Origin of the sequence: Streptomyces sp. NPDC097617 (genome assembly GCF_044761485.1) — a bacterium.
Taxonomy (GTDB): Bacteria; Actinomycetota; Actinomycetes; order Streptomycetales; family Streptomycetaceae; genus Streptomyces.
This window is the reverse complement of sequence record NZ_JBIWCL010000003.1, coordinates 96,129-116,406: the sequence shown is the minus strand read 5'-3', so window position 1 is coordinate 116,406 and position 20,278 is coordinate 96,129. Positions and strand designations below refer to the sequence as shown.

General features: G+C 72.6%; 19 protein-coding genes. 10 read left to right on the top strand and 9 right to left on the bottom strand.

The features are described 5' to 3' along the window. Window positions 1–206: 206 nt before the first annotated feature. The 5 genes from ACIQZO_RS06840 to ACIQZO_RS06820 are packed head-to-tail and all read left to right on the top strand — an operon-like array spanning window position 207 to window position 4,646. Window positions 207–659, top strand: coding sequence for a hypothetical protein (locus ACIQZO_RS06840; protein WP_403621244.1), 453 nt, complete (start codon window positions 207–209; stop codon window positions 657–659). After that, window positions 656–2,248, top strand: a complete 1,593-nt coding sequence (locus ACIQZO_RS06835; RefSeq protein WP_403621241.1) for a peptidoglycan-binding protein — start codon at window positions 656–658, stop codon at window positions 2,246–2,248. The genes ACIQZO_RS06840 and ACIQZO_RS06835 overlap by 4 nt, the downstream gene beginning before the upstream one ends. Next, window positions 2,245–3,033, top strand: a complete 789-nt coding sequence (locus ACIQZO_RS06830; protein ID WP_403621238.1) for an ABC transporter ATP-binding protein — start codon at window positions 2,245–2,247, stop codon at window positions 3,031–3,033. Before ACIQZO_RS06835 ends, ACIQZO_RS06830 begins: the two co-directional genes overlap by 4 nt. Beyond that, window positions 3,030–4,295, top strand: a complete 1,266-nt coding sequence (locus ACIQZO_RS06825; protein ID WP_403621235.1) for an ABC transporter permease — start codon at window positions 3,030–3,032, stop codon at window positions 4,293–4,295. Before ACIQZO_RS06830 ends, ACIQZO_RS06825 begins: the two co-directional genes overlap by 4 nt. 57 nt (window positions 4,296–4,352) lie before the next feature. After that, window positions 4,353–4,646 (top strand): hypothetical protein, encoded by a 294-nt coding sequence (locus ACIQZO_RS06820; protein ID WP_403621232.1) that lies wholly within the window; start codon window positions 4,353–4,355, stop codon window positions 4,644–4,646. A gap of 62 nt (window positions 4,647–4,708) precedes the next feature. On the opposite strand, the gene ACIQZO_RS06815 is transcribed toward ACIQZO_RS06820, so the two are convergent. Beyond that, window positions 4,709–5,992, bottom strand: a complete 1,284-nt coding sequence (locus tag ACIQZO_RS06815; protein ID WP_403621229.1) for a geranylgeranyl reductase family protein — start codon at window positions 5,990–5,992, stop codon at window positions 4,709–4,711. A 97-nt stretch (window positions 5,993–6,089) separates the two neighbouring features. Between ACIQZO_RS06815 and ACIQZO_RS06810 the strand changes: the two genes are divergently transcribed. Next, window positions 6,090–6,617 (top strand): GNAT family N-acetyltransferase, encoded by a 528-nt coding sequence (locus ACIQZO_RS06810; RefSeq protein WP_403621226.1) that lies wholly within the window; start codon window positions 6,090–6,092, stop codon window positions 6,615–6,617. Between the two features lie 54 nt (window positions 6,618–6,671). Here ACIQZO_RS06810 and ACIQZO_RS06805 read toward each other — a convergent pair whose 3' ends face one another. Then, window positions 6,672–7,601, bottom strand: a complete 930-nt coding sequence (locus ACIQZO_RS06805; protein WP_403621223.1) for a glutaminase — start codon at window positions 7,599–7,601, stop codon at window positions 6,672–6,674. Window positions 7,602–7,606: 5 nt separating this feature from the next. After that, window positions 7,607–8,299, bottom strand: coding sequence for a demethylmenaquinone methyltransferase (locus ACIQZO_RS06800; RefSeq protein ID WP_403621220.1), 693 nt, complete (start codon window positions 8,297–8,299; stop codon window positions 7,607–7,609). Between the two features lie 291 nt (window positions 8,300–8,590). Here ACIQZO_RS06800 and ACIQZO_RS06795 point away from each other — a divergent pair, with 291 nt between their 5' ends. Further along, window positions 8,591–9,490: a DUF3152 domain-containing protein gene (locus tag ACIQZO_RS06795; RefSeq protein ID WP_403621217.1), complete on the top strand. Its 900-nt coding sequence runs from the start codon at window positions 8,591–8,593 to the stop codon at window positions 9,488–9,490. A 48-nt stretch (window positions 9,491–9,538) separates the two neighbouring features. Beyond that, window positions 9,539–9,946, top strand: a complete 408-nt coding sequence (locus ACIQZO_RS06790; protein ID WP_403621214.1) for a helix-turn-helix transcriptional regulator — start codon at window positions 9,539–9,541, stop codon at window positions 9,944–9,946. Here ACIQZO_RS06790 and ACIQZO_RS06785 read toward each other — a convergent pair. From ACIQZO_RS06785 to ACIQZO_RS06770, 4 genes are all read right to left on the bottom strand, one after another. Further along, window positions 9,912–10,556, bottom strand: a complete 645-nt coding sequence (locus ACIQZO_RS06785; RefSeq protein WP_403621211.1) for an imidazolonepropionase-like domain-containing protein — start codon at window positions 10,554–10,556, stop codon at window positions 9,912–9,914. The genes ACIQZO_RS06790 and ACIQZO_RS06785 overlap by 35 nt on opposite strands. 15 nt (window positions 10,557–10,571) lie before the next feature. After that, the gene (gene mqnC / locus ACIQZO_RS06780; RefSeq protein ID WP_403621209.1) at window positions 10,572–11,771 is read right to left on the bottom strand and encodes a cyclic dehypoxanthinyl futalosine synthase; all 1,200 of its coding nucleotides are present in this window, start codon (window positions 11,769–11,771) and stop codon (window positions 10,572–10,574) included. A gap of 78 nt (window positions 11,772–11,849) precedes the next feature. Continuing rightward, window positions 11,850–13,646: a serine/threonine-protein kinase gene (locus ACIQZO_RS06775; RefSeq protein WP_403622095.1), complete on the bottom strand. Its 1,797-nt coding sequence runs from the start codon at window positions 13,644–13,646 to the stop codon at window positions 11,850–11,852. A gap of 209 nt (window positions 13,647–13,855) precedes the next feature. Next, window positions 13,856–14,719 (bottom strand): menaquinone biosynthetic enzyme MqnA/MqnD family protein, encoded by an 864-nt coding sequence (locus ACIQZO_RS06770; protein WP_403621206.1) that lies wholly within the window; start codon window positions 14,717–14,719, stop codon window positions 13,856–13,858. A gap of 237 nt (window positions 14,720–14,956) precedes the next feature. Between ACIQZO_RS06770 and ACIQZO_RS06765 the strand changes: the two genes are divergently transcribed. Next, window positions 14,957–15,160 carry a cold-shock protein gene (locus ACIQZO_RS06765; protein WP_030162033.1) on the top strand — a complete coding sequence of 68 codons (204 nt, stop codon included), beginning with the start codon at window positions 14,957–14,959 and terminating at the stop codon, window positions 15,158–15,160. Window positions 15,161–15,355: 195 nt separating this feature from the next. Here ACIQZO_RS06765 and ACIQZO_RS06760 read toward each other — a convergent pair whose 3' ends face one another. After that, a complete protein-coding gene (locus ACIQZO_RS06760) occupies window positions 15,356–17,044 on the bottom strand; it encodes a hypothetical protein (protein ID WP_403621203.1) in 1,689 nt (562 codons plus the stop codon). A 434-nt stretch (window positions 17,045–17,478) separates the two neighbouring features. Here ACIQZO_RS06760 and ACIQZO_RS06755 point away from each other — a divergent pair, with 434 nt between their 5' ends. Continuing rightward, a complete protein-coding gene (locus ACIQZO_RS06755) occupies window positions 17,479–18,075 on the top strand; it encodes a dihydrofolate reductase family protein (RefSeq protein ID WP_403621200.1) in 597 nt (198 codons plus the stop codon). A gap of 223 nt (window positions 18,076–18,298) precedes the next feature. Here the strand turns inward: ACIQZO_RS06755 and ACIQZO_RS06750 are convergent, their stop codons facing one another. Beyond that, the gene (locus tag ACIQZO_RS06750) at window positions 18,299–20,182 is read right to left on the bottom strand and encodes an AMP-dependent synthetase/ligase (RefSeq protein WP_403621197.1); all 1,884 of its coding nucleotides are present in this window, start codon (window positions 20,180–20,182) and stop codon (window positions 18,299–18,301) included. Window positions 20,183–20,278: the final 96 nt, after the last annotated feature.

Here is a 20,278-nt window from a genome sequence, read left to right as displayed (position 1 = left end):
ATGGCGCATTTCCGCCCGGCCGGGATTCAACAGCGAACCCCTGTGCAGGAACAAGTCTTTTCTCAGCTGATGGACAGTCATTTCTGTTGTCTGATAGGTAACTTGCCCCAACCGGCCACTGCTATCTACTATCTGGCGGCGCGGACCCCCCACCCCCGCAAACGGATGCGCAAAATCCACTCCTACCGCCGCAAGGGAAACCCGTCGTGCACGCAAGGTATTTGACCGGACTGTTCATCCTGTGCATTTCTCTGACGGGATGCGGCGGCGGGGACGGAGAACCTGTAGCAAGCGACAGTCCGCCGCCCACCGCGGAGGAAATCGCCTACCACGATTGCCTGAAGAAGCAGGGCCAGGCGATCGTCTATACGGATTACGGGGCTCCGCGCGTGGACAAGTCGAAGCCCTGGAATGCGGAGGCACACAAGGCCTGCGAATCCCTGCTGCCGCCCCCGGCGAAGCCCCAGCCGGCCACACCCGCCCAGGTCGCCGCCGCGCGGAAGGAGTCCGCGTGCCTGCGGGCCGAGGGCGTCTCCTGGTACCCGGACCCGGACCCGGTCACCGCCCAGATCGACGAACGCAAGGGCACTCCCGAGCAGTGGACCGCGCTCAAGCGCGACCACGTCGACGCGTTGAAGAAGTGCCGGCCGGAGAGATGAGCGAACCGGAGCAGGTCGTGGAACACACCGAGGCCCCGGCCCCCGGGGCGACCGCGGCCCCCGACGACGACCGGGGCCCCCTCGCGCGCGGACGGCGCGTGGTGCTCTCGGTCGTCGGCGGGGCCGCGTTGATGGCCGTCGGCGGACTGCTGGCCACCACCTTGGTGAAGTCCCCTGCGCAGGTGGCCGCCGAGACCGGCCCGCCCGCGCAGGGGGCCCTGACCGCGGAGGTCGAGCGGCGGGTGCTCGCGCAGACGGTGGTGATGCGCGGGACCGTGGCCGCCGACCAGAGCGTCGCCGTGTCCCCGCAGGGCATGCGCTCCGGGGAGGGCGCCGGGACCGCGGTGGTGACCAAACTGCCGCTGAAGGCCGGGGACCCGGTCACGGCGGGGCAGCTGATCGCCGAGGTGTCGGGGCGGCCCGTCTTCGCCCTGCACGGCGCGCAGCCGATGTACCGCGACCTGAGGCCCGGCGCCACCGGCGACGACGTCGCGCAGCTGCAGCAGGCACTGCGCGAGCTCGGGCACGGCACCGGCGGCGACGCGAAGGGGGTCTTCGGGACCGGTACGAAGGCTGCGCTCGCCGCCCGCTACCGGGCCATCGGGTACGAACCGCTGCCCGCGGTCGCCGACGGGGGCGCGGCGCTCAAGTCGGCGCGGGAGGCCGTCCGGTCGGCGACATGGGCGGTGGAGGACGCGCGCGGCCCCGCTGCCGCGCCCGCGGAGATCGGCACCGGCACCGGCACCGGTACCGGCAAGGGCGGCGGGACGGCGGCCACCCCGAGCCCCGGCGCAGGCGACGGCTCGGGCTCCGGCAAGGGCGGCGGCTCCGTCTCGCGTTCAGGCTCCGGCCGGGAGCTGGCGCGGGCGCGGCAGGCGCTCGGCGAGGCCCGGGCCGCGCTCGCGGCGGCCGAGGCCGTCGACGGGCCGATGCTGCCCACCACCGAGACCGTGTTCCTGGGCTCCTTCCCGGCCCGCGTCAGCTCCCTCGGAGCCCGCACGGGCTCCCCCGTGGCCGGGCCGGTGCTCACGCTCTCCGCCGGGGAACTCGTCGTGGAGGCCTACCTCAAGGACGACAAGCGGCAGCTGCTGCGCGCCGGGATGGCCGTGGTGATCTCCTCCGAGGTCTCCGGCACCGATGTCCGCGGCAAGGTGGCGCTCGTCGCCACCGAGCGCTCCGCCGCACCGCCCGCCGGAGCGCAGCAGCAGCAGGGCCAGGGCCCGGACGCCAAGGGCGGCGGGAGCGGAGGCGGCGCGGGCGCCGACCTCGGCTACCGGATGGTGGTCCGCCCCGACCAGCCGCTGCCCGCCGGGTTCGCCGGGCAGGACGTCCGGCTGACCATCGAGTCCGCCGCCACCGACGGCGAGGCGCTCGTCGTCCCGGTCACCGCCGTCTCGGCGGGCGCGGACGGGCGTACGGTCGTCACCGCCGTGTCCGCCGAGGGCGCCCAGCGGCGCATCGAGGTGCGCACCGGCACCAGCGGCGACGGCTTCGTGTCCGTCACCGCGGCGCAGGCGGGCGCACTGGCCGCCGGGACCCGAGTGGTGATCGGCGTCGCGCCCCGGCAGACCCCGGGGAGGACCAAGTGAGGCTCCTGGGGGAGCCGTCGCGGCGACGTCCGCAGCCCACGGGCGCGGGTGCGGGCGCGGGTGCGGGCGCGGGCGTGCGCGAGAGCGTGTGCGACGGCGACGGCGACGGCGACGGCGACAGCCCCGTGATCGAACTCCGTGGGGTCGGCCTCACCTACCCCGGGCCACCGCCCGTCGCGGCCCTGCACCCCTGCGACCTGAGCGTGCGGCGCGGTGAGTTCATCACCGTCGTCGGCCCCTCCGGCTCCGGCAAGTCCACCTTCCTCAACGTCGCCGGGCTACTGGACTCCCCCACCAGCGGCCGGTACCTCCTCGACGGGATCGACACCGCCGCACTCCCCGACCGGGAGCGCACCGCCCTGCGCGGCCGCCGGATCGGCTTCGTCTTCCAGTCCTTCCACCTGCTGCCCCACCGGTCCGCCCTGGAGAACGTCACCCTCGCCATGCTCTACACCGGAGTCCCGCGCGACCGGCGCCTCGTACGCGCCCGTGAAGCCCTCGACCAGGTCGGTCTCGGACACCGGGCCGGCGCCGTGCCCGGGCGGCTGTCCGGCGGCGAGCGCCAGCGGGTGGCCATCGCCCGCGCCCTGGTCGGGCGGCCCTCGCTGCTGCTGTGCGACGAGCCGACCGGCAATCTCGACTCCGCCAACGCCGCGTCGGTCCTCGGGCTGCTCGCCGAGCTGCACGGAACCGGGATGACCGTCCTCGTCATCACGCACGACCCCGAGGTGGCCCGGCGCGGACACCGGACCGTCACCATCCGCGACGGGCGGCTGCACCCGTGAGCGCCGCCCCGCGAAGTGCGGCCCCGCGAAGCTCCGCCCCTCGCAGCGCCGTCGCCCCGACCCGGCTGTCCGTACGCGACGCCCTGGCCGAGGCCGTCGCCGGCATGCTGCGCCGCCCCGGCCGGGCCGTGCTCACCGCCCTCGGCACCGTTCTCGGCGTCGGCAGCTTCGTCGCCGTGCTCGGCCTCACCGCCACCATCTCCTCGCAGATCGACGGCCGGTTCAACGTGCTGACCGCCACCGAGGTCGGCGTCGAGGACGTCGCCGCCCAGCAGAACGAGTTCGCCGGGCCCGGCTTCCCCGCCGACGCCGAGCAGCGGCTGCGCGCCGTCGCCGGGATCGAGCACGCCGGGGTGCTGTGGACGGTACGGCTCGACTCCCGCACCACGGTCGGCCCGCTGCCGTCCGGGGCCGGGGACCCCACCACCGGCGCGGCCGTCGTCGCCGCCTCCCCCGGGGCCGTCGCCGCCCTCGTACCGACCCTCCAGCAGGGGCGCCTCTACGACGAGTTCGCCGAGCGCGGCCACGAGCGGGTCGTCGTCATCGGCAGCGGGCTCGCCGCCCGTCTCGGCATCACCACCCTGGCCACCCGGCCCGCCCTCTACATCGGCCAGGAGCCCTTCACCGTGGCGGGCATCGTCGCCGACCTCGAACGCCGGCCCGAGCACCTGATGTCGGTCCTCGTGCCGCGCGCCACCGCCGAGCAGCTCTGGGGCCCGCCCGCGCCCGGTGCCGCGAGCATGCTGATCGCCACCGAGCTCGGCGCCGCCCGGCAGGTCGCCGCCCTCGCCCCGCTCGCGCTGCGCCCCGACCACCCCGAGTACCTGAAGGCCGTCCCGCCGCCCGACCCGCGGATGCTGCGCTCGGGTGTGACCGCCGACCTGAGTGCGCTCTTCCTGCTGCTGGCCGGGATCTGCCTGGTCATCGGCGCGGTCGGGATCGCGAACACCACCCTGGTCGCCGTACTGGAGCGGACCGGCGAGATCGGGCTGCGGCGGGCGCTCGGCGCCCGGGGCCGGCACGTCTCGGCCCAGTTCCTCACCGAGTCCGCGGCCCTCGGGGCGCTCGGCGGCCTGGTCGGGACCTCGCTGGGTGAGCTGACCGTGGTCGCCGTCTCCCTGGCCCGCGACTGGACCCCGGTGATCCACCCGGTCACCGTGGCCGCGGCCCCGCTCACCGGGCTGGTCACCGGGCTGCTCGCGGGCCTCTATCCCGCCTGGCGGGCGGCCCGTGTCGAACCGGCCGAGGCCCTGCGAAGATAGCGGGGAAGGCAGCGGGCGGCGGCGCGCGCCCGACCGTCCCCCGGAGGTGGTGGTCCCGTGAACCCCGAGTCGTACGAGTACGAGTACGAGGGCGCCGGCGACCCCACCGCGGTCCCGGCGGCGCTCGGCCTCGGCCTGCTGGCCGTCGGCGGCTGGCTGCTGACCACCACCCGCCCGTGGGACAAGCCCGGCCACCCGTTGACGCTGGCCCTCGGCTGGACCGTCTCGGGAGCCCTGCTGGTGTGCGGGCTCCTGCTGCTCGCCCGCTGCGTACGCGCGGTCCACGGCCACCCGGACCCGCCCCTGGACCCGCGCCCGGACGCCGCGACGGACACCGGCACGGAGGGCTGAACGGGCGGGGCGGCTCGCACCGGCACGCCGCCCCCGCCACCCGGCTCACGCCAGCGCCCTGCTCAGGCCTTCGGGGCCACCTTCGAGAGGCCGTTGATGATGCGGTCCATCGCGTCGCCGCCCGTCGGGTCGGTCAGGTTGGCCAGCATCTTCAGGGTGAAGCGCATCAGCACCGGGTGGGTCAGACCGCGCTGAGCGGCGATCTTCATGACCTTCGGGTTGCCGATCAGCTTCACGAAGGCGCGGCCCAGCGTGTAGTAGCCGCCGTAGGTCTCCTTGAGCACCTTCGGGTAGTTGTGCAGCGCCAGTTCGCGCTGCGCCGGGGTGGAGCGGGCCTGGGCCTGCACGATGACGTCGGCCGCGATCTGGCCCGACTCCATGGCGTAGGCGATGCCCTCGCCGTTGAACGGGTTGACGAGTCCGCCCGCGTCACCGACCAGCAGGAGGCCCTTGGTGTAGTGCGGCTGCCGGTTGAAGGCCATCGGCAGGGCCGCGCCGCGGATCGGCTGCGTCATGTTCTCGGGGGTGTAGCCCCAGTCCTCCGGCATGGAGGCGCACCAGGCCTTGAGGACCTCGCGCCAGTCCAGCTCCTTGAAGGCGGAGGAGGAGTTGAGGATGCCGAGGCCGACGTTGGACGTGCCGTCGCCCATGCCGAAGATCCAGCCGTAGCCGGGCAGCAGCCGGTCCTGGGCGCCGCGCCGGTCCCACAGCTCCAGCCACGACTCCAGGTAGTCGTCGTCGTGCCGGGGCGAGGTGAAGTACGTCCGCACGGCCACGCCCATCGGGCGGTCCTCGCGCCGGTGCAGTCCCATCGCGAGGGACAGCCGGGAGGAGTTGCCGTCGGCCGCGACGACCAGCGGGGCGTGGAAGGTGACCGGGGTCTTCTCCTCGCCCAGCTTCGCCTGGACGCCGGTGATGTGGCCGGTGCGCGCGTCGCGCACGGGCTCTCCGACGGTGCAGCGCTCGTACAGCCGGGCGCCGGCCTTCTGCGCCTGGCGGGCCAGGGTCTCGTCGAAGTCGTCCCGCTTGCGGACGAGTCCGTAGTCCGGGTAGGAGGCGAGTTCCGGCCAGTCCAGCTGGAGCCGCTGCCCGCCGCCGATGATCCGCAGACCCTTGTTCCGCAGCCAGCCGGCCTCTTCGGAGATGTCGATACCCATCGCCACGAGCTGCTTGGTGGCGCGCGGGGTCAGGCCGTCGCCGCAGACCTTCTCGCGCGGGAACGCCGTCTTCTCCAGCAGCAGGACGTCCAATCCGGCCTTGGCGAGGTAGTAGGCGGTGGTCGAGCCGGCGGGCCCGGCCCCGACGACGATCACGTCCGCGGAGTGTTCGGAGAGGAGCTCGGTCACTGCGGGGTCTCCCGAAGGCTCGATAAAGGGTGCCAGACGGCACCGGACATGTGCAGTCTATGCAGCGAGAGAGATCGCGATCCGAAGGGTGCCTCCGATGACCACCTCGCCGACCCGGCCGCTTCCCGCCGTACAGCTCCGCGTTCCCACGGACGAGGACGCGCACGCCTGGCACTCGGTCTTCGACGACCCCGACGTCATGAAGTTCCTCGGGGGTCCCGCGGAGCTGTCCGCGTACGAGGAGCTGTCCGCGCGCCAGCGCATGCACGACGCCCAGCTGGGCTACTGCCTGTGGACCCTGCTGGACGCGGAGGGCGCGGTGATCGGCTTCACCGGTGCCCAGCCGTGGCCCCGGGAGAAGGGGTGGGGACCGGTCGGCGAGATCGAGATCGGCTGGCGGCTGGGCCGCTCCGCGTGGGGCCAGGGGTACGCGTACGCCGCCGCGCTGGCCACGCTGGACCGGATCCGGGCGGCCGGCCTGACCCGGGTCGTGGCGATGATCGACGCCCGCAACGGCCGTTCGGTGGCGGTCGCGGAACGCCTGGGGATGGTGCTGGCCGAGGAGTTTCCCACCCCGTCGGGCAACCCCGGCCGCCGCTACGAACTCACGCTCGCCCAGGGGTGACGAACGGGCGGCGGCGTGTGGGTGACGAGCAGGTCCCCCGCACACCTCCGCCCCCTAGAACACCGAGAGGCCCGTCAGGGTCGTGAAGCGGTCCAGCGCGGCCACGCCCGCGACCGAGTTGCCCCGGGCGTCCAGGCCCGGGCTCCACACGGCCAGGACGCACTGGCCGGGGACGACCGCGACGATGCCGCCGCCGACGCCGCTCTTGCCCGGCAGGCCGACGCGGTAGGCGAATTCACCGGCCGCGTCGTACGTCCCGCAGGTCAGCATCACCGCGTTGATCTGCTTGGCCTCGCTGCGCGTCAGCAGCCGCGAGCCGTCCGCGCGGAGCCCGTGCCGGGCCAGGAAACGCCCGGCGCGGGCCAGGTCGGCGCAGCTCATCTCGATGGAGCACTGCCAGAAGTAGTGCTCCAGCAGGGCGGGTACCGGGTTGTCGATGTTCCCGTACGAGGCCATGAAGTGGGCGACGGCCGCGTTGCGGTCGCCGTGCTCCTGCTCGGAGGCGGCGACCTCGGCGTCGAAGCCTATGTCCGGGTTCTGGCTCTCCTGCCGCAGGAACTCCAGCAGTTCACTGCTCGCGTCGCCCGTCAGCGTCTGGAGCCGGTCCGTGACGACGAGGGCGCCCGCGTTGATGAAGGGATTGCGCGGAATGCCGTTTTCGTACTCCAGCTGCACGAGCGAGTTGAACGGGTTGCCGGAGGGCTCCCGGCCGACCCGCTCCCACAGGCTGTCGCCGCCCTCGGCCAGGGCCAGCGCGAGCGCGAAGACCTTGGTGATGGACTGCGCCGAGAAGGGCACCTGCCAGTCCCCGACCCCGAAGACGTTGCCGTCGAGGTCGGCGACGGCCATGCCGAACTGCCGCCGGTCCACGGCGGCGAGCGCGGGGATGTACTCGGCCGGGGTGCCGCTGCCCATCAGCGGAGCGATGTCGGCCGCGATCCGCTTGAGCAGGGGCCCGTAGTCCGTGGGCGCGACGTCGGGCACGGCGGTCAGTCCTTGATGCCCCGGTGCAGGGCGACGATGCCGCCGCTCAGGTTGCGCCAGGCCACCTTGGCCCAGCCGGCCTTCTGCAGCAGGGCGGCCAGCGCCGGCTGGTCGGGCCACTCGCGGATGGACTCGGCGAGGTACACGTACGCGTCGGGGTTGGAGGACACTGCGCGGGCCACCGGCGGCAGGGCGCGCATCAGGTACTCCATGTAGACCGTGCGCACCGGCGCCCAGGTGGGCTGCGAGAACTCGCAGATCACGACCTGCCCGCCGGGCTTCGTCACCCGGTACAGCTCGCGCAGCGCGGCATCGGTGTCCTGGACGTTGCGCAGCCCGAAGGAGATCGTGACGGTGTCGAAGGTGTCGTCCTTGAACGGCAGCTTCGTCGCGTCCCCGGCGGTCAGCGGCAGCCAGGAGTGCTTCTTCTTGCCCTCCATGAGCATGCCCAGGGAGAAGTCGCAGGGGACGACGTACGCACCGGTGGCGGCGAAGGGCAGCGAGGAGGTCGCGGTCCCGGCGGCCAGGTCGAGGACCTTGTGCCCGGGGCGCGCGTCGACCGCCTTGGCGACCTCCTTGCGCCACAGCCGGGCCTGGCCGAGCGAGAGGACGTCGTTGGTGAGGTCATAGTTCGCGGCCACACCGTCGAACATGGAGGCGACTTCGTGCGGCTGCTTGTCCAGGGAAGCCCTTGTCACTGGCGTTCGCCCCTCGGTGTGCGATGCGGATCGGCGGGTACGTCCCCATCCTCTCAGGCCGCACCCCCTCCGGGCCGCCGGGGCTCCGCCACCTCCGGGCGACGGTCCTGCCGGCCCCCCCGACCGGTCCACCCACCGCACGGATGTCGGAAACTGTTCCGAAGGACAGTTACGCCGCGACCCCGCGGACACGTTGACTGACAGGGTGCGGCCCGGTGAGGGTCACCCACCGGACCGGCACCCGAATCGTGGCCGGACCGGCAGTGGCCGCCGCGAACAGAAAGCTTCACGATGCCGGCAGGCCATTCCACCGGTCGCTCCAGCCGCAGCGGCCCGCGCGCCAAGCGCCGGGCCGAGCGGCGCAAGCGGCTGCGGCGCACGATCCTCCTCGGCTCGGCGGCACTGGTCGTGGTCTCGGCGACCGCGTACACGCTGCTCCCCGGGGACGACGGCGCGAAGACCGCCGCGGGCCGGACCGCGGCCTCGCCGGACCCGACGGACGCGGAGTCCGCCGACGGCTCCGGGAACGCCGTCCCGCAGGGCGGCCAGAAGTCCCCCTCCCCCGAGCCATCCGCCTCGCCTTCGCCGCAGGCCGAGGGCTCGCCCTCGCCGCAGCCCTCCGCGACGGCCGCCCGGCCGGGTGTCTTCAAGGCCTCCGCCGCCGCCGGCAAGGCGCAGGGCAAGGGGCCCGCGCGCCGCTGGCGGATCGAGGTCGAGGAGGGCAGCGGGGTCGACCCGGAGGCGGCCGCCCGCTCGGTCGAGGCGATCCTCGGGGACCCGCGCGGCTGGACCAAGGACTCGAAGTACGGCTTCCAGCTCGTCGCGGCGGGCCAGCCCGTCGATTTCACCATCAAGATCGCGACGCCCAAGACCACCGACAGCCTGTGCGACGTGGTCACGCCCGAGCTCATAGGCGAGACCAACTGCAGCACGGGGCACACCGTCGTGGTCAACCTCAAGCGCTGGCAGGAGGGTTCGCCGCAGTTCAGCGGCTCGCCCGAGGAGTACCGGGCGCTGATCATCAACCACGAGGTCGGGCACGAGCTCGGCCGCGGGCACGAGTCGTGCCCGGGCCCCGGCCAGCCCGCCCCGGCGATGATGCAGCAGATCAAGGGACTGCTCGGCTGCAAGTCCAATGCCTGGCCTTACGACTCGAATGGAACCTACCTGTCCGGTCCGTCCGTCCTATAGGACGAGAGAGCCGATCACAGGGCGGGTCGGCCGGGGCTAGGAGATCATGTGCGCGTCGTCAGCTTCAGCGTCCCCGCGTGGTTTCCCTCGTACGAGGAACCGGGCGCGGAGGGGGAGGCGCCGCGCGAGGACGTGCCGAGCGAGGACAGACCGGCGGCGGACCGGCCCACCGCGGACCGGCTCGCCGATGCCCAGCTGACCGAGCAGGAGTCGGCCGTGTTCCTCTGCCTGGCCACCGGCGCCTCCAACAGGGAACTCGCCGTCGAGCTCCAACTCTCGGTCAGCACCGTCAAGTTCCACGTCGTGAACATACGGGCGAAGCTGGGCGGCATCAGCCGCCTCCAGGCCTGTCTGCTGGCCGCCCTCGCCCGCGAGGACACCCGCCGCGCCGCCGGCCCCGCGCACTGCGGGCGCACCGGCCTCAGCGACGGCGGTGCAGCAGCCGCCCACCGATGACCGTGGCCACGCAGGTGGTCGCGCCCCGCTCCAGCAACGCGGCCTCGTCCGCCACCGCGAAGACCGCGAAGCGCGCCGGAACCCCTGCCTCCAGGATGCCGTGGAAGGCTTCCGAGGCCGCTCCCCTTCCGGCGAGGGGATCCAGGGCGGGCAGCCCCTCATAGGCGACCGGCGCCAGGATGGTGAGTCCGGACCGGGACACCGCCGTGCGGACCGCCGGGACCGTGAAGCGGCCGCAGACCGCCACCACCCCGCGGGCCAGGAGCCGCTGCGTGCCCCGCCGGGCGCTGTTGCCCCACCGCGGCTCGGTCATCTTCAGCGCGTCGAGCGCGGCCTGGCCCCTGATCGGGTCGGCGCCGAGCTCGGTGACCTCGTACGGGTCGTCCGGGTAGTACGTCCGCTCCAGCAGCTCGTCCGCGCCGCGCACGACCAGCCCCGGGGTGATCACCCCGGGCCAGCGGCGGGTCCGGGCGTGCGGGTGGGCCGCGGCGACCTCCTCGTACGGGCCGAGGCGGGCTATTCGGTCGCCGTCGACGAGGACCGCACCGCCCGGCAGCGGCGCGGTTCCCGGCCCGGGGACGAGGAGTTCGGCGGTGTGGAGCGTCAGCATCGTCGGCGGGCTTCGTCAGTTCGTGGAGATGAGCTTCAGCTCGGGGTGCGCCGTGCCGCCTTCGAGGGCGGTGGAGGAGATGTGCGAGACCACGCGCTCGTCGACCGGGTCGTTCGCCGGGTCGTCGTGCACGAGCAGGTGCTCGTACGTGGTCGCGCGCTGCGCCGGGGTGCGGCCCGCCTTGCGGATCAGGTCGATGATCTCCTGGCGGTTGGAGCGGTGCTTGGCACCGGCCGAGGAGACGACGTTCTCCTCCAGCATGATCGAGCCGAGGTCGTCCGCGCCGTAGTGCAGCGAGAGCTGGCCCGCCTCCTTGCCCACGGTCAGCCAGGAGCCCTGGATGTGGGCGATGTTGTCGAGGAAGAGGCGCGCGATCGCGATCATGCGCAGGTACTCGAAGATCGTCGCCTGGGTGCGGCCCTTGAGGCGGTTGTTCTCGGGCTGGTAGGTGTACGGGATGAAGGCGCGGAAGCCGCCCGTACGGTCCTGCGTGTCCCGGATCATCGCGATGTGCTCGATGCGCTCGGCGTTGGTCTCGCCGGTGCCCATCAGCATGGTGGAGGTGGACTCCACGCCCAGCTTGTGGGCGATCTCCATGATCTCCAGCCAGCGCTCGCCCGACTCCTTGAGCGGGGCGATCGCCGTGCGCGGCCGCTCCGGCAGCAGTTCGGCGCCGGCGCCCGCGAAGGAGTCGAGGCCGGCCGCGTGGATGCGCTGGATGGCCTCCTCGGCCGAGACGCCCGAGATGCGGGCCATGTGCTCGACCTCGGACGCGCCGAGGGAGTGGATGACCAGCTGCGGGAACTCCTTCTTGATGGCGGAGAAGTGGTGCTCGTAGTACTCGACGCCGTAGTCCGGGTGGTGCCCGCCCTGGAACATGATCTGCGTACCGCCGAGCTCGACGGTCTCCGCGCAGCGGCGCAGGATGTCGTCGAGGTCGCGGGACCAGCCCTTCTTCGCGTCCTTGGGGGCCGCGTAGAAGGCACAGAACTTGCACGCCGTGACGCACACGTTGGTGTAGTTGATGTTCCGCTCGATGATGTACGTCGCGATGTGCTCGGTACCGGCGTAGCGGCGGCGGCGCACCGCGTCGGCCGCCTGGCCGAGCGCGTGCAGCGGCGCGTGGCGGTAGAGGTCGAGCGCCTCTTCCTTGGTGATCCGGCCCCCCGCGGCTGCGCGGTCGAGGACAGACTGGAGAACGGCCTGGTCGGTCACCGGTGCGTCACCTTTCGGCGGTGTGTCTGTGTCAAGGTCCGGACCGATCCAGCCTACGCCAGGGCCGACCGGCGCATTTCAGGGGCTGCGCCTGAGGTCGCCCTCGGGGTTTCCGGCCGGGGTGTCGCCCGACTTGTAGTGCAGCGTCCCGTCGGGGTTGAGGGCGAAGCGCTCGTCGGCGGAGCCGTTGGAGCAGACGCCGGGGGCCGGGTTGGGGCCGGCCGAGGTGTCCAGGACCAGCGAGCGGTCGGTGGCGGAGGAGAGCTTCCAGTCGCCGCTGCAGTCGGTGCCGAGGACGTCCAGGACCGACTTGTCCCGCGCGACGACCTCACCGACCTTGCCCGCCCTGATGGTGATCTCGAACTCCGAGGAGAGGCCGAGCCGGGCCGTGGTGACCGTGCCCTTCCAAGTGCCGACGAGCTCCTTGGGGACGTCCTGACGTGTTCCCTTGGGCGCGACGGGACTCCCGCTCCCGCCCGTGCTCGGGGTCCCCGCCGGGTTCGGGGCCGAGGCTCCGGGGGCGGGCGAGGAAGCGGAGGGGCGCGCTCCGGCGTCGGCGAGGTCGCGTCCCCCGGCGCCCTGGCCGGGCAGGACGTCCAGCCAGTACAGCCCGCCGGACAGCACCGCCAGCACGGCGGCCGCGGCCAGGACGACGGTGCAGCTGAACCGGCGCCCGGCCGCCCGGACGGTGACCTGCCGCGCCGGTACCTCGGCGGCGGTCCGCTGGCCGGGCAGCCCCCCGCCGCCGGTTCCCGGCCCGGGGGTCGCGTACGGACCGGATCCGCCGGGCGGGTCGGCGGCCGACGCTCCGGCGACCCGTCCCGCTGCCCCGTACGCGGGGTCGGGCGGCCCGAAACCCCCCGCCCCTGCAGGGCCTCCGTACGAGGCCGCCGTGAACGGCACCGGCCCCGACGGGACATCCGCGTACGGCGAGTGCGGCGCCCCGAAACCCCGGCCGGCCGACGCGTCGGACCCGCCCCCGGAGGTGTCCGCGTCCAGGTCCAGCAGGGCCACCGCGGCCCGGCTGGCTTCCTCCACCAGCGGTCCGGGAAGCCAGCCCGGGGCGCCCAGCGCCCCGCCGAGGGCCGCCGCGATCGCCTCGGGGGCGGGCCGCTCCGCGGCCGTCTTGGCCAGGCAGGCCTCGATCAGATCGCGCAGCTCCCCGGCCCGGAGCGCGCCGAGCTCCGGCGGCTCGTGGACCACCTTGTAGAGGAGAGTGGCCGAGTTGTCCCCCGTGAAGGGCGGCCGCCCGGTCGCCGCGAAGGCCATGACCGCGCCGAGCGAGAACACGTCGGCCGCCCCGCTGATCCCCTTGCCGAGGATCTGCTCGGGCGACATGTAGCCGGGCGAGCCGACGGAGACCCCGGTGGAGGTGAGCGAGGCCGTTCCGTCCGAGGCCCGCGCGATCCCGAAGTCGATCAGGCGCGGCCCGTCGAGGCTGAGCATCACGTTCGACGGCTTCACGTCCCGGTGTACGAGGCCCAGGCCGTGCACGGCCACCAGGGCGCGGGCCAGCCCCGCGCCGATGGCCCGTACCGAGGCCTCGGGCAGCGGCCCGTGCCCGGCCAGCGCCCGGTCCAGGGAGGGGCCGGCGACGTATCCGGTGGCCACCCACGGCACCGGGGCGTCGGGGTCCGCGTCGAGCACGGGCGCGGTCCACTCGCCGCCCACCCGGCGGGCCGCCTCGACCTCCCGGCGGAACCGGGCCCGGAACTCCTCGTCGGAGGCGAAGTGGGGGTGCACGATCTTGACCGCGACGGTCCGGCCGCCGGCACTGCGTCCCAGGTAGACCCGGCCCATGCCACCCGCGCCGAGCCGGCCCAGCAGCCGGTACGCGCCGATGGTCCGCGGCTCCCCGGCATCGAGCGGCTGCATCACGTCCCCCAATTCCCCGTGTTCGCGGGCGCCTTGTGCCGCCCGGCCGAGCAGCAGCAGCCTAGGCGGTGCCGGGGCGGGGCGGGGGAAGGAGCACAGCCACCCTTTTGCATTTCCACCCCGGGGCGAGAAATACACAAAGGGCGGGAATTCCCGGTAAACCGCATATTCACCCGGGCGACCTTTGCACTACCGCGGGGTAAACCCGGTCAGCACTCCTGGACCACCGTGCTCAGCAGCTCCACGGAGACATCCGCGGGATACCCCGTCGTCGGTCCCGTACGGCGTGCGAATTCCCGTACGCCGGCCAGCTGCTCGGGACCGAAGCGGAAGTCGAGCGTCGTGAAGTAGCGCTCCAGCAGCTCCGCGTCGAAGGCCTCCCAGCGGGCCGCCTGCTCGGCCACCTTGGTGACCTCCTCCAAGGAGACGTCCCGGGAGGAGAGGAAGGCCTCGTGGACCTCACGCACGACGGTGGGCTCGCGGGCGAGGTAGTCCTTGCGGGCGGCCCAGACGGCGAAGACGAACGGCAGCCCGGTCCACTCCTTCCACATGTGCCCGAGGTCGTGCACGGTCAGCCCGAGCCGGGGCGCGTCGTGCAGCGAGGCGCGCAGCGCGGCGTCCCCGATCAGTACGGCCGCGTCCGCCTCCTGCATCATCACGCTCAGGTCGGGCGGGCAGGTGTAGTAGTCGGGCCGTACGCCGTACTGCTCCGAAAGCAGCAGCTGGGCGAGGCGTACGGACGTACGAGAGGTGGAGCCGAGCGCGACGCGGGCGCCGTCGAGCTGCTCCAGGGGGACCTGCGAAACGATCACGCAGGACATCACCGGGCCGTCGCAGCCGACCGCGATGTCGGGGAAGGCGACGAGCTGGTCGGCGTTGCGGAGGAACTCCACGAGGGTGATCGGGGCGATGTCCAGGTCTCCCTGGACGAGGCGCTCGCTGAGCTTCTCGGGGGAGTCCTTGGTCAGCTCCAGGTCCAGCAGAGTGCCGGTTCTGGCCAGCCCCCAGTAGAGGGGCAGGCAGTTCAGGAACTGAATGTGGCCGACGCGGGGTCGGCTGCGATAGAGGTCCACATCGCGAGACTAGTACCCGGGTCAGCGTCAGCCTTCCAGCGGGTCTCAAACGTCCGAGTGACGTGATCTCTCCCTCTGGTCTCCGCCACAGGGTGCGTGCTAGGCTCGACGCAAGTTGCAGTTTGGTTTCCCTTGCAGTACGAGGCCTGCGGAGAATGTGACCCGCAGGCTTTTGTAGTTTTCAGACTTCTTAGCAGGTTCTGGAGCAGGGCGACCCTTTGGCCCATAGGAGGGCTCATGGCTACCGGAACCGTGAAGTGGTTCAACGCTGAAAAGGGCTTCGGCTTCATCGCCCAGGACGGCGGCGGCCCGGATGTCTTCGTCCACTACTCCGCGATCAACGCCTCTGGCTTCCGCTCCCTCGAGGAGAACCAGATGGTGAACTTCGACGTCACGCAGGGTCCGAAGGGCCCGCAGGCGGAGAACGTCACCCCGGCCTAGTCGCCTGGGCCAACTCGTCGCGGGTTGGAAAAGCAGTACCCAAGGAGCCCTGTCCCCTCTGCGCGAGCAGATCAGGCAGGGCTCCTGCCTTTTCCCCGGCCGTCCGCCGGCGGGGAGGGGCAACGCCAGTGGCCCCCGGCACCGTGGGAACGGCGGCGGGGGCCACTGGCGTACTCGCCGTAGGGGCGTCTTGCCTCAGGGGCGGGCCGCCGTCTTCGCGGGAGACGGGTCCGGGGTCGGGGCCGGAGTCGTGACCTTGAGCTCCAGGACCAGGATCACGTTCTCCTTGGTGGTCAGGCGCACGAAGTAAGTGCCCGGGGCCACATCCGCGGTGAACAGGTCCGGCAGGACGATCTTGCCGTCGGCGCCCGTCCTGTCCAGCAGCTGCCCGAAGACCTTCTTGCCGGCCGCGTCCTTGAAGTACGGGCCCTTCGCGGTCGCCGGGTCCACCGGGACCCACTTGCCGTCCGCGTCCTTCACGACCAGGTCGGCGACCGTCTCGGTCCCCGCAACGGCCTTGCCTGCGGCGGTGGCGAAGACCTCCACGTCGGTGAAGCTCTTGCCGGCGACCGCCTCCAGCGGCTTCGCGTCGCCCGCACGGGCCAGCTTGTCCGCGACCGTCACGGTGACCTTGCCGTCGAAGCTCACGGTGAACCTGCCCTGCGGGTCGTAGGCCGAGGCGCGCAGGGTGAAGGTGCCGGCCTTGGAGCCTGCCTTCAGCCCGGGCGCGGCGGCGATGCCGTCGGCGCCCGCCTTGACCACCAGGGAGTCCGCGGTACCGAAGCGGGTGCCACCGGTGGTGTCCTGCTCGACCACGAAGACGACCTCCTGGTTGACGGCGGGCTTGCCGTCGCTCAGGAGCACCTTGACCCGCGGGACCTCGGTGAAGGCCGCACCGGCCTCGGCCGTGAGGCCGGGACCGCTGAGGACCTTCAGCTCCGCCAGGCGCGCGGCCGGCGGCTTCGGCTGCTCCGGGGTCGGAGTGGGCGTCGGAGTCGGCGTGGGCGTCGGGGTCGGCGTGGGCGTCGGAGTCGGGGTCGGAGTCGGCGTGGGTGTCGGCACGTGCGACGGCGTCGGCAGGGTGCTGCCGGGCGGCTGCGTCGGGTAGTTGCCGACGGGCGGGTTCGGCACCTCCGCGGCGCCACCCGACTGGTACTGGCGCATGTAGCCGAGCACGGTGTTCACGTACTCGCGGGAGTTGTTGTAGCTGAGGATCGCCGCGTCGAGCTTGGCCGCGACCGACAGGTCGCGGTCGCCCGCGCACAGGTAGAGACCCGCGCCCAGCGCCGCGTCATAGATGTTGTTCGGGTCGCGCTTGGAGTCGCCGTTGCCGTCGGCGCCCCAGGTGGACCAGGTGGACGGGATGAACTGCATGGGCCCGACGGCCCGGTCGTAGACCGCGTCCGCGTCCCACTCGCCCTTGTCCGTGTCCCGGACCTCGGCGAAGCCGTTGCCGTCGAGGCGCGGGCCGCGGATGGGCTTCTCGGTGTAGCCGTCGGCCTTGAGGCCGTAGCCCGAGGCGTGGACGGACTCGACCCGGCCGATGCCGGCGAGCAGCTGCCAGGGCAGCTTGCAGCCGGGGAGCGCCGCGGCCACCGACACCTCGGCACGGTGATAGGCGTCGAGGGCGGTCGCGGGTATCCCGCTGGCTCCCTCGGTAGCGCCGACCCCGGTGGGCGGCGGGTCGGCGACGATGTCGGGCAGGTCCAGCCGGGCGTCACCGCGGTCGGTGGCCTGCGGACTGTCCGGAGTGGGCTCGGACTCTCCCGCGTCGGCGGTCGACGGACTGGTCACGACCGCGGCGGTGGTCAGGCTGGCCGCGAGCGCGGCGGTGCACAGGACCTTGCGCGAGGTGTTGACGAGGTGGCGGTGAAGCGGCTTCACAGTGCGGCGATCCCCCCAAGGAGCCGTCAAAGGTATACGGCCGGTCTAGCCGTGAATATCCACTGTCTATCAGGTATTCGAACCCGACTCGCCGTCCCGTCGGGAGATGTGACGCACCATTCGTCTCGGCTTCACCGCACTCTCATGACCGAACGGACAGATCGCCCAACTCGGCGCCCGAATCGCCCTGATGGCCACCTATTTACGCTCCACCTGGCGGTTGTGGCCGAAGGTGGCTCAAAGCGGCCGAAGGTGGCCGAAGGTCGCCGGTGAGCCCGCTCCGGCCGAGTACGGTACCCGGGGGCGACGGGTCGCGTGACCGGGGTCACAGTACAGAAGTCCGGCGGGTGCGATGAATTCCGGGGGCGGCCGCGGTCTCCCCTGTGCACACGCCGCGGGGCACCGAGGAACACCGAGGAAGAGGAACGACTCCCATGCGCATCGTCATCACCGAGTTCATCAGCCTGGACGGCGTCGTACAGGCCCCGGGCGGTCAGGGCGAGGACGACGACGGCGGCTTCGCCCACGGCGGCTGGTCGCACCCCTTCTTCGACCCGGAGATCGTGGGCGGATCCTTCACCGAGGCGATGGAGAACGCCCAGGCGCTGCTGTTCGGGCGCCGCACCTGGCAGACGATGGCCGAGGCGTGGCCCGGGCGGGCGGGCGACCCGTTCGCCGACCGGATGAACTCCATCCCCAAGTACGTCGTGTCCAGGTCCCTGGGCGAGTCCGATCTGACCTGGAACAACACCACCCGGATCGCCGGGGACCGGGCCGTCGCCCACCTCCGGGAGCTGCGCGGCGCCGAGGGCGGCGACCTGGTCGTCATGGGCAGCCCCACGCTCGTCCGCACCCTGCTGGCCGAGGGCCTGGTCGACGAACTCCGGCTGATGGTCATGCCGGTGCTGCTGGGCGGCGGCAAGTCGATCTTCCCCGCGGACGGCGCCCTGCGCACCCTCGAACTGGTCTCGACGAAGATCAGCCCAGCGGGTGTGCACGTATGCACCTACCGTCCGTCCGCCAAGGACTAGCGGCCGGACGGCGGATGCGGGGCGAGGGCCAGCACCAGCACCAGGGCCAGGTCAGCGCCGGACGACGGCCCGCCAGCGGACCGGCCAGTTCGTGGAGGAGCCCGCGTTGCCGGCGACGAGGGCGCGCGGTGCGGAGGCCGGGGCGACGGGTGAATCCCCCGTCTGACGATCATGAGCATGCTAACGCAGCGTCATCCGGGCCGCCCCGCACCGCCTGCCCGTCTCACCCCTCCCGCGGGCCCCGGTAGAGCTCCTGGATGCGGTCCGCGTAGTCCCGGGCTATCGCGCCCCGGCGGAGCTTGAGCGACGGGGTGAGGTGGCCGCGGGCCTCGGTGAAGTCGCGCGGCAGGACGGCGAAGCGGCGGATCGACTCGGCCCGCGAGACCAGCCGGTTGGCCTCGTCCACCGCCCGCTGGAGGTCGGCCAGCAGTTCCTCGTCCCGTACCAGCTCGCGCATCGGCATGTTCTGCTTCTTGTGCATCTGGCGCCAGTGGTGGAGCCCGTCCGGTTCCAGCGTGATCAGCGCGGTGATGTACGGCCGGTTGTCGCCGACGACCATGCACTGGCCGACCAGCGGGTGGGCCCGCAGCCAGTCCTCCAGCGGCGCGGGGGCCACGTTCTTGCCGCCGGAGGTGATGATCAGGTCCTTCTTGCGGCCGGTGATGGTGAGGTACCCGTCGGCGTCGAGCTCGCCTATGTCGCCGGTGGCCAGCCAGCTCCCGTACGGGGCCGCCTGCGCGGCGTTCCAGTAGCCGGCGAAGACGTGGCCGCCGCCGAGCAGCACCTCCCCGTCGTCCGCGATCCGTACGGCCGTGCCCGGCAGCGGCCAGCCGACCGTGCCGAGGCGGGGCCGCTGCGGCGGGGTCACGGTGCTCGCACCGGTGGTCTCCGTCAGCCCGTAGCCCTCGAAGACCTCGATGCCGGCGCCGGTGTAGAAGGCGGCGAGCCGTCGGCCCAGCGGTGATCCGCCGCTCAGGACGTAGCGGACGCGGCCGCCGAGCGCGGCCCGGATCCGCCGGTAGACGAGCGGGTCGTACACGGACCGGGCCAGGCGCAGCCCGAGGCCGGGGGTCCGGTCCTCGGCGAGCTCGCCGAAGCGCTGCGCGATGCGGGCGGCCCGGTCGAAGGAGGAGGCGCGGCCCATCTTCTCCGCGGTGGCGCGGGCGGTGTTGTAGACCTTCTCCAGTACGTAGGGGATGGCCAGGAGGAAGGTGGGCCGGAAGCCGGCGAGGTCGGCGAGGAGGTCCTCGGTACTGATGCTGGGCGCGTGCCCGAGCTTGACGCGGGCCCGCATGCAGCCGATGGCCACCATCCGCCCGAAGACGTGACTGAGCGGCAGGAACAGCAGGGTGGAGGCCGGGTCCTTGCTGACGGACCGGAAGACGGGGTGCAGCAGCTCCACCGCGTTGTCCACCTGGGCGTAGAAGTTGGCGTGGGTGATCACGCATCCCTTCGGCTGCCCGGTGGTGCCGGAGGTGTAGATGAGGGTGGCGACGGAGTCCGGTGTACGGGCGGCCCGCCGGGCGTGCACGAGCGCGTCCGGGATGCGTTCCCCGGCCTTGACCAGCCGGGCCACGGCGCCGGTGTCGAGTTCCCACAGGTGCGTCAGCCAGGGCAGGTTGCCCCGCTCGGCGCTGATGAGGCGGGCCTGCGCGGTGTCCTCGACGGCGCAGGCCACGGCCCCGGAGTCCTGGATGATCCAGCGCGCCTGGAGGGCGGAGGAGGTCGGGTAGATCGGTACGGTGACCAGCCCGGCGGCCCATCCGGCGAAGTCGAGCAGGGTCCACTCGTATGTGGTGCGGGCCATGATCGCCAGCCGGTCGCCCTCGCGGAGCCCTTCGGCGATCAGCCCCTTGGCGACGGCGAGCACCTCGGCCGCGAACTCCGCGGCCGTGACGTCGCACCAGCTGCCGTCGCGGTCCTTGCGGGCGAGCACCGCCTCCCCGGGAGCCTCCCAGGCGTTCTGGAACGGCAGGTCCCCGAGGGACCCCCGGTCCGGCGGTCCCGCGAGCGCGGGCACCCGCACCTCCCGGACCACTCCACCGATCACGGTCTTGACGGGTTCTACCGGTCTCACGGGCCCGGCCGGCTTCAGCTCGGCTTCCACGGCATACTCTCCTCGGCTCGGCACGAGCGTTACCGCCGGTAATCTACGGAGCGAAAACCCGGCCCGACCAGCCCCTGAACCCGTTCTTCACGGACG

Bases quoted from the DNA above. Each gene is read 5' to 3' on its own strand.
- ACIQZO_RS06755 (WP_403621200.1), top strand. From the start codon at position 17,479: ATGCGCATCGTCATCACCGAGTTCATCAGCCTGGACGGCGTCGTACAG.
- ACIQZO_RS06775 (WP_403622095.1), bottom strand. From the start codon at position 13,646: ATGCAGCCGCTCGATGCCGGGGAGCCGCGGACCATCGGCGCGTACCGG.
- ACIQZO_RS06765 (WP_030162033.1), top strand. From the start codon at position 14,957: ATGGCTACCGGAACCGTGAAGTGGTTCAACGCTGAAAAGGGCTTCGGC.
- ACIQZO_RS06835 (WP_403621241.1), top strand. From the start codon at position 656: ATGAGCGAACCGGAGCAGGTCGTGGAACACACCGAGGCCCCGGCCCCC.
- ACIQZO_RS06795 (WP_403621217.1), top strand. From the start codon at position 8,591: ATGCCGGCAGGCCATTCCACCGGTCGCTCCAGCCGCAGCGGCCCGCGC.
- ACIQZO_RS06785 (WP_403621211.1), bottom strand. From the start codon at position 10,556: ATGCTGACGCTCCACACCGCCGAACTCCTCGTCCCCGGGCCGGGAACC.
- ACIQZO_RS06810 (WP_403621226.1), top strand. From the start codon at position 6,090: ATGACCACCTCGCCGACCCGGCCGCTTCCCGCCGTACAGCTCCGCGTT.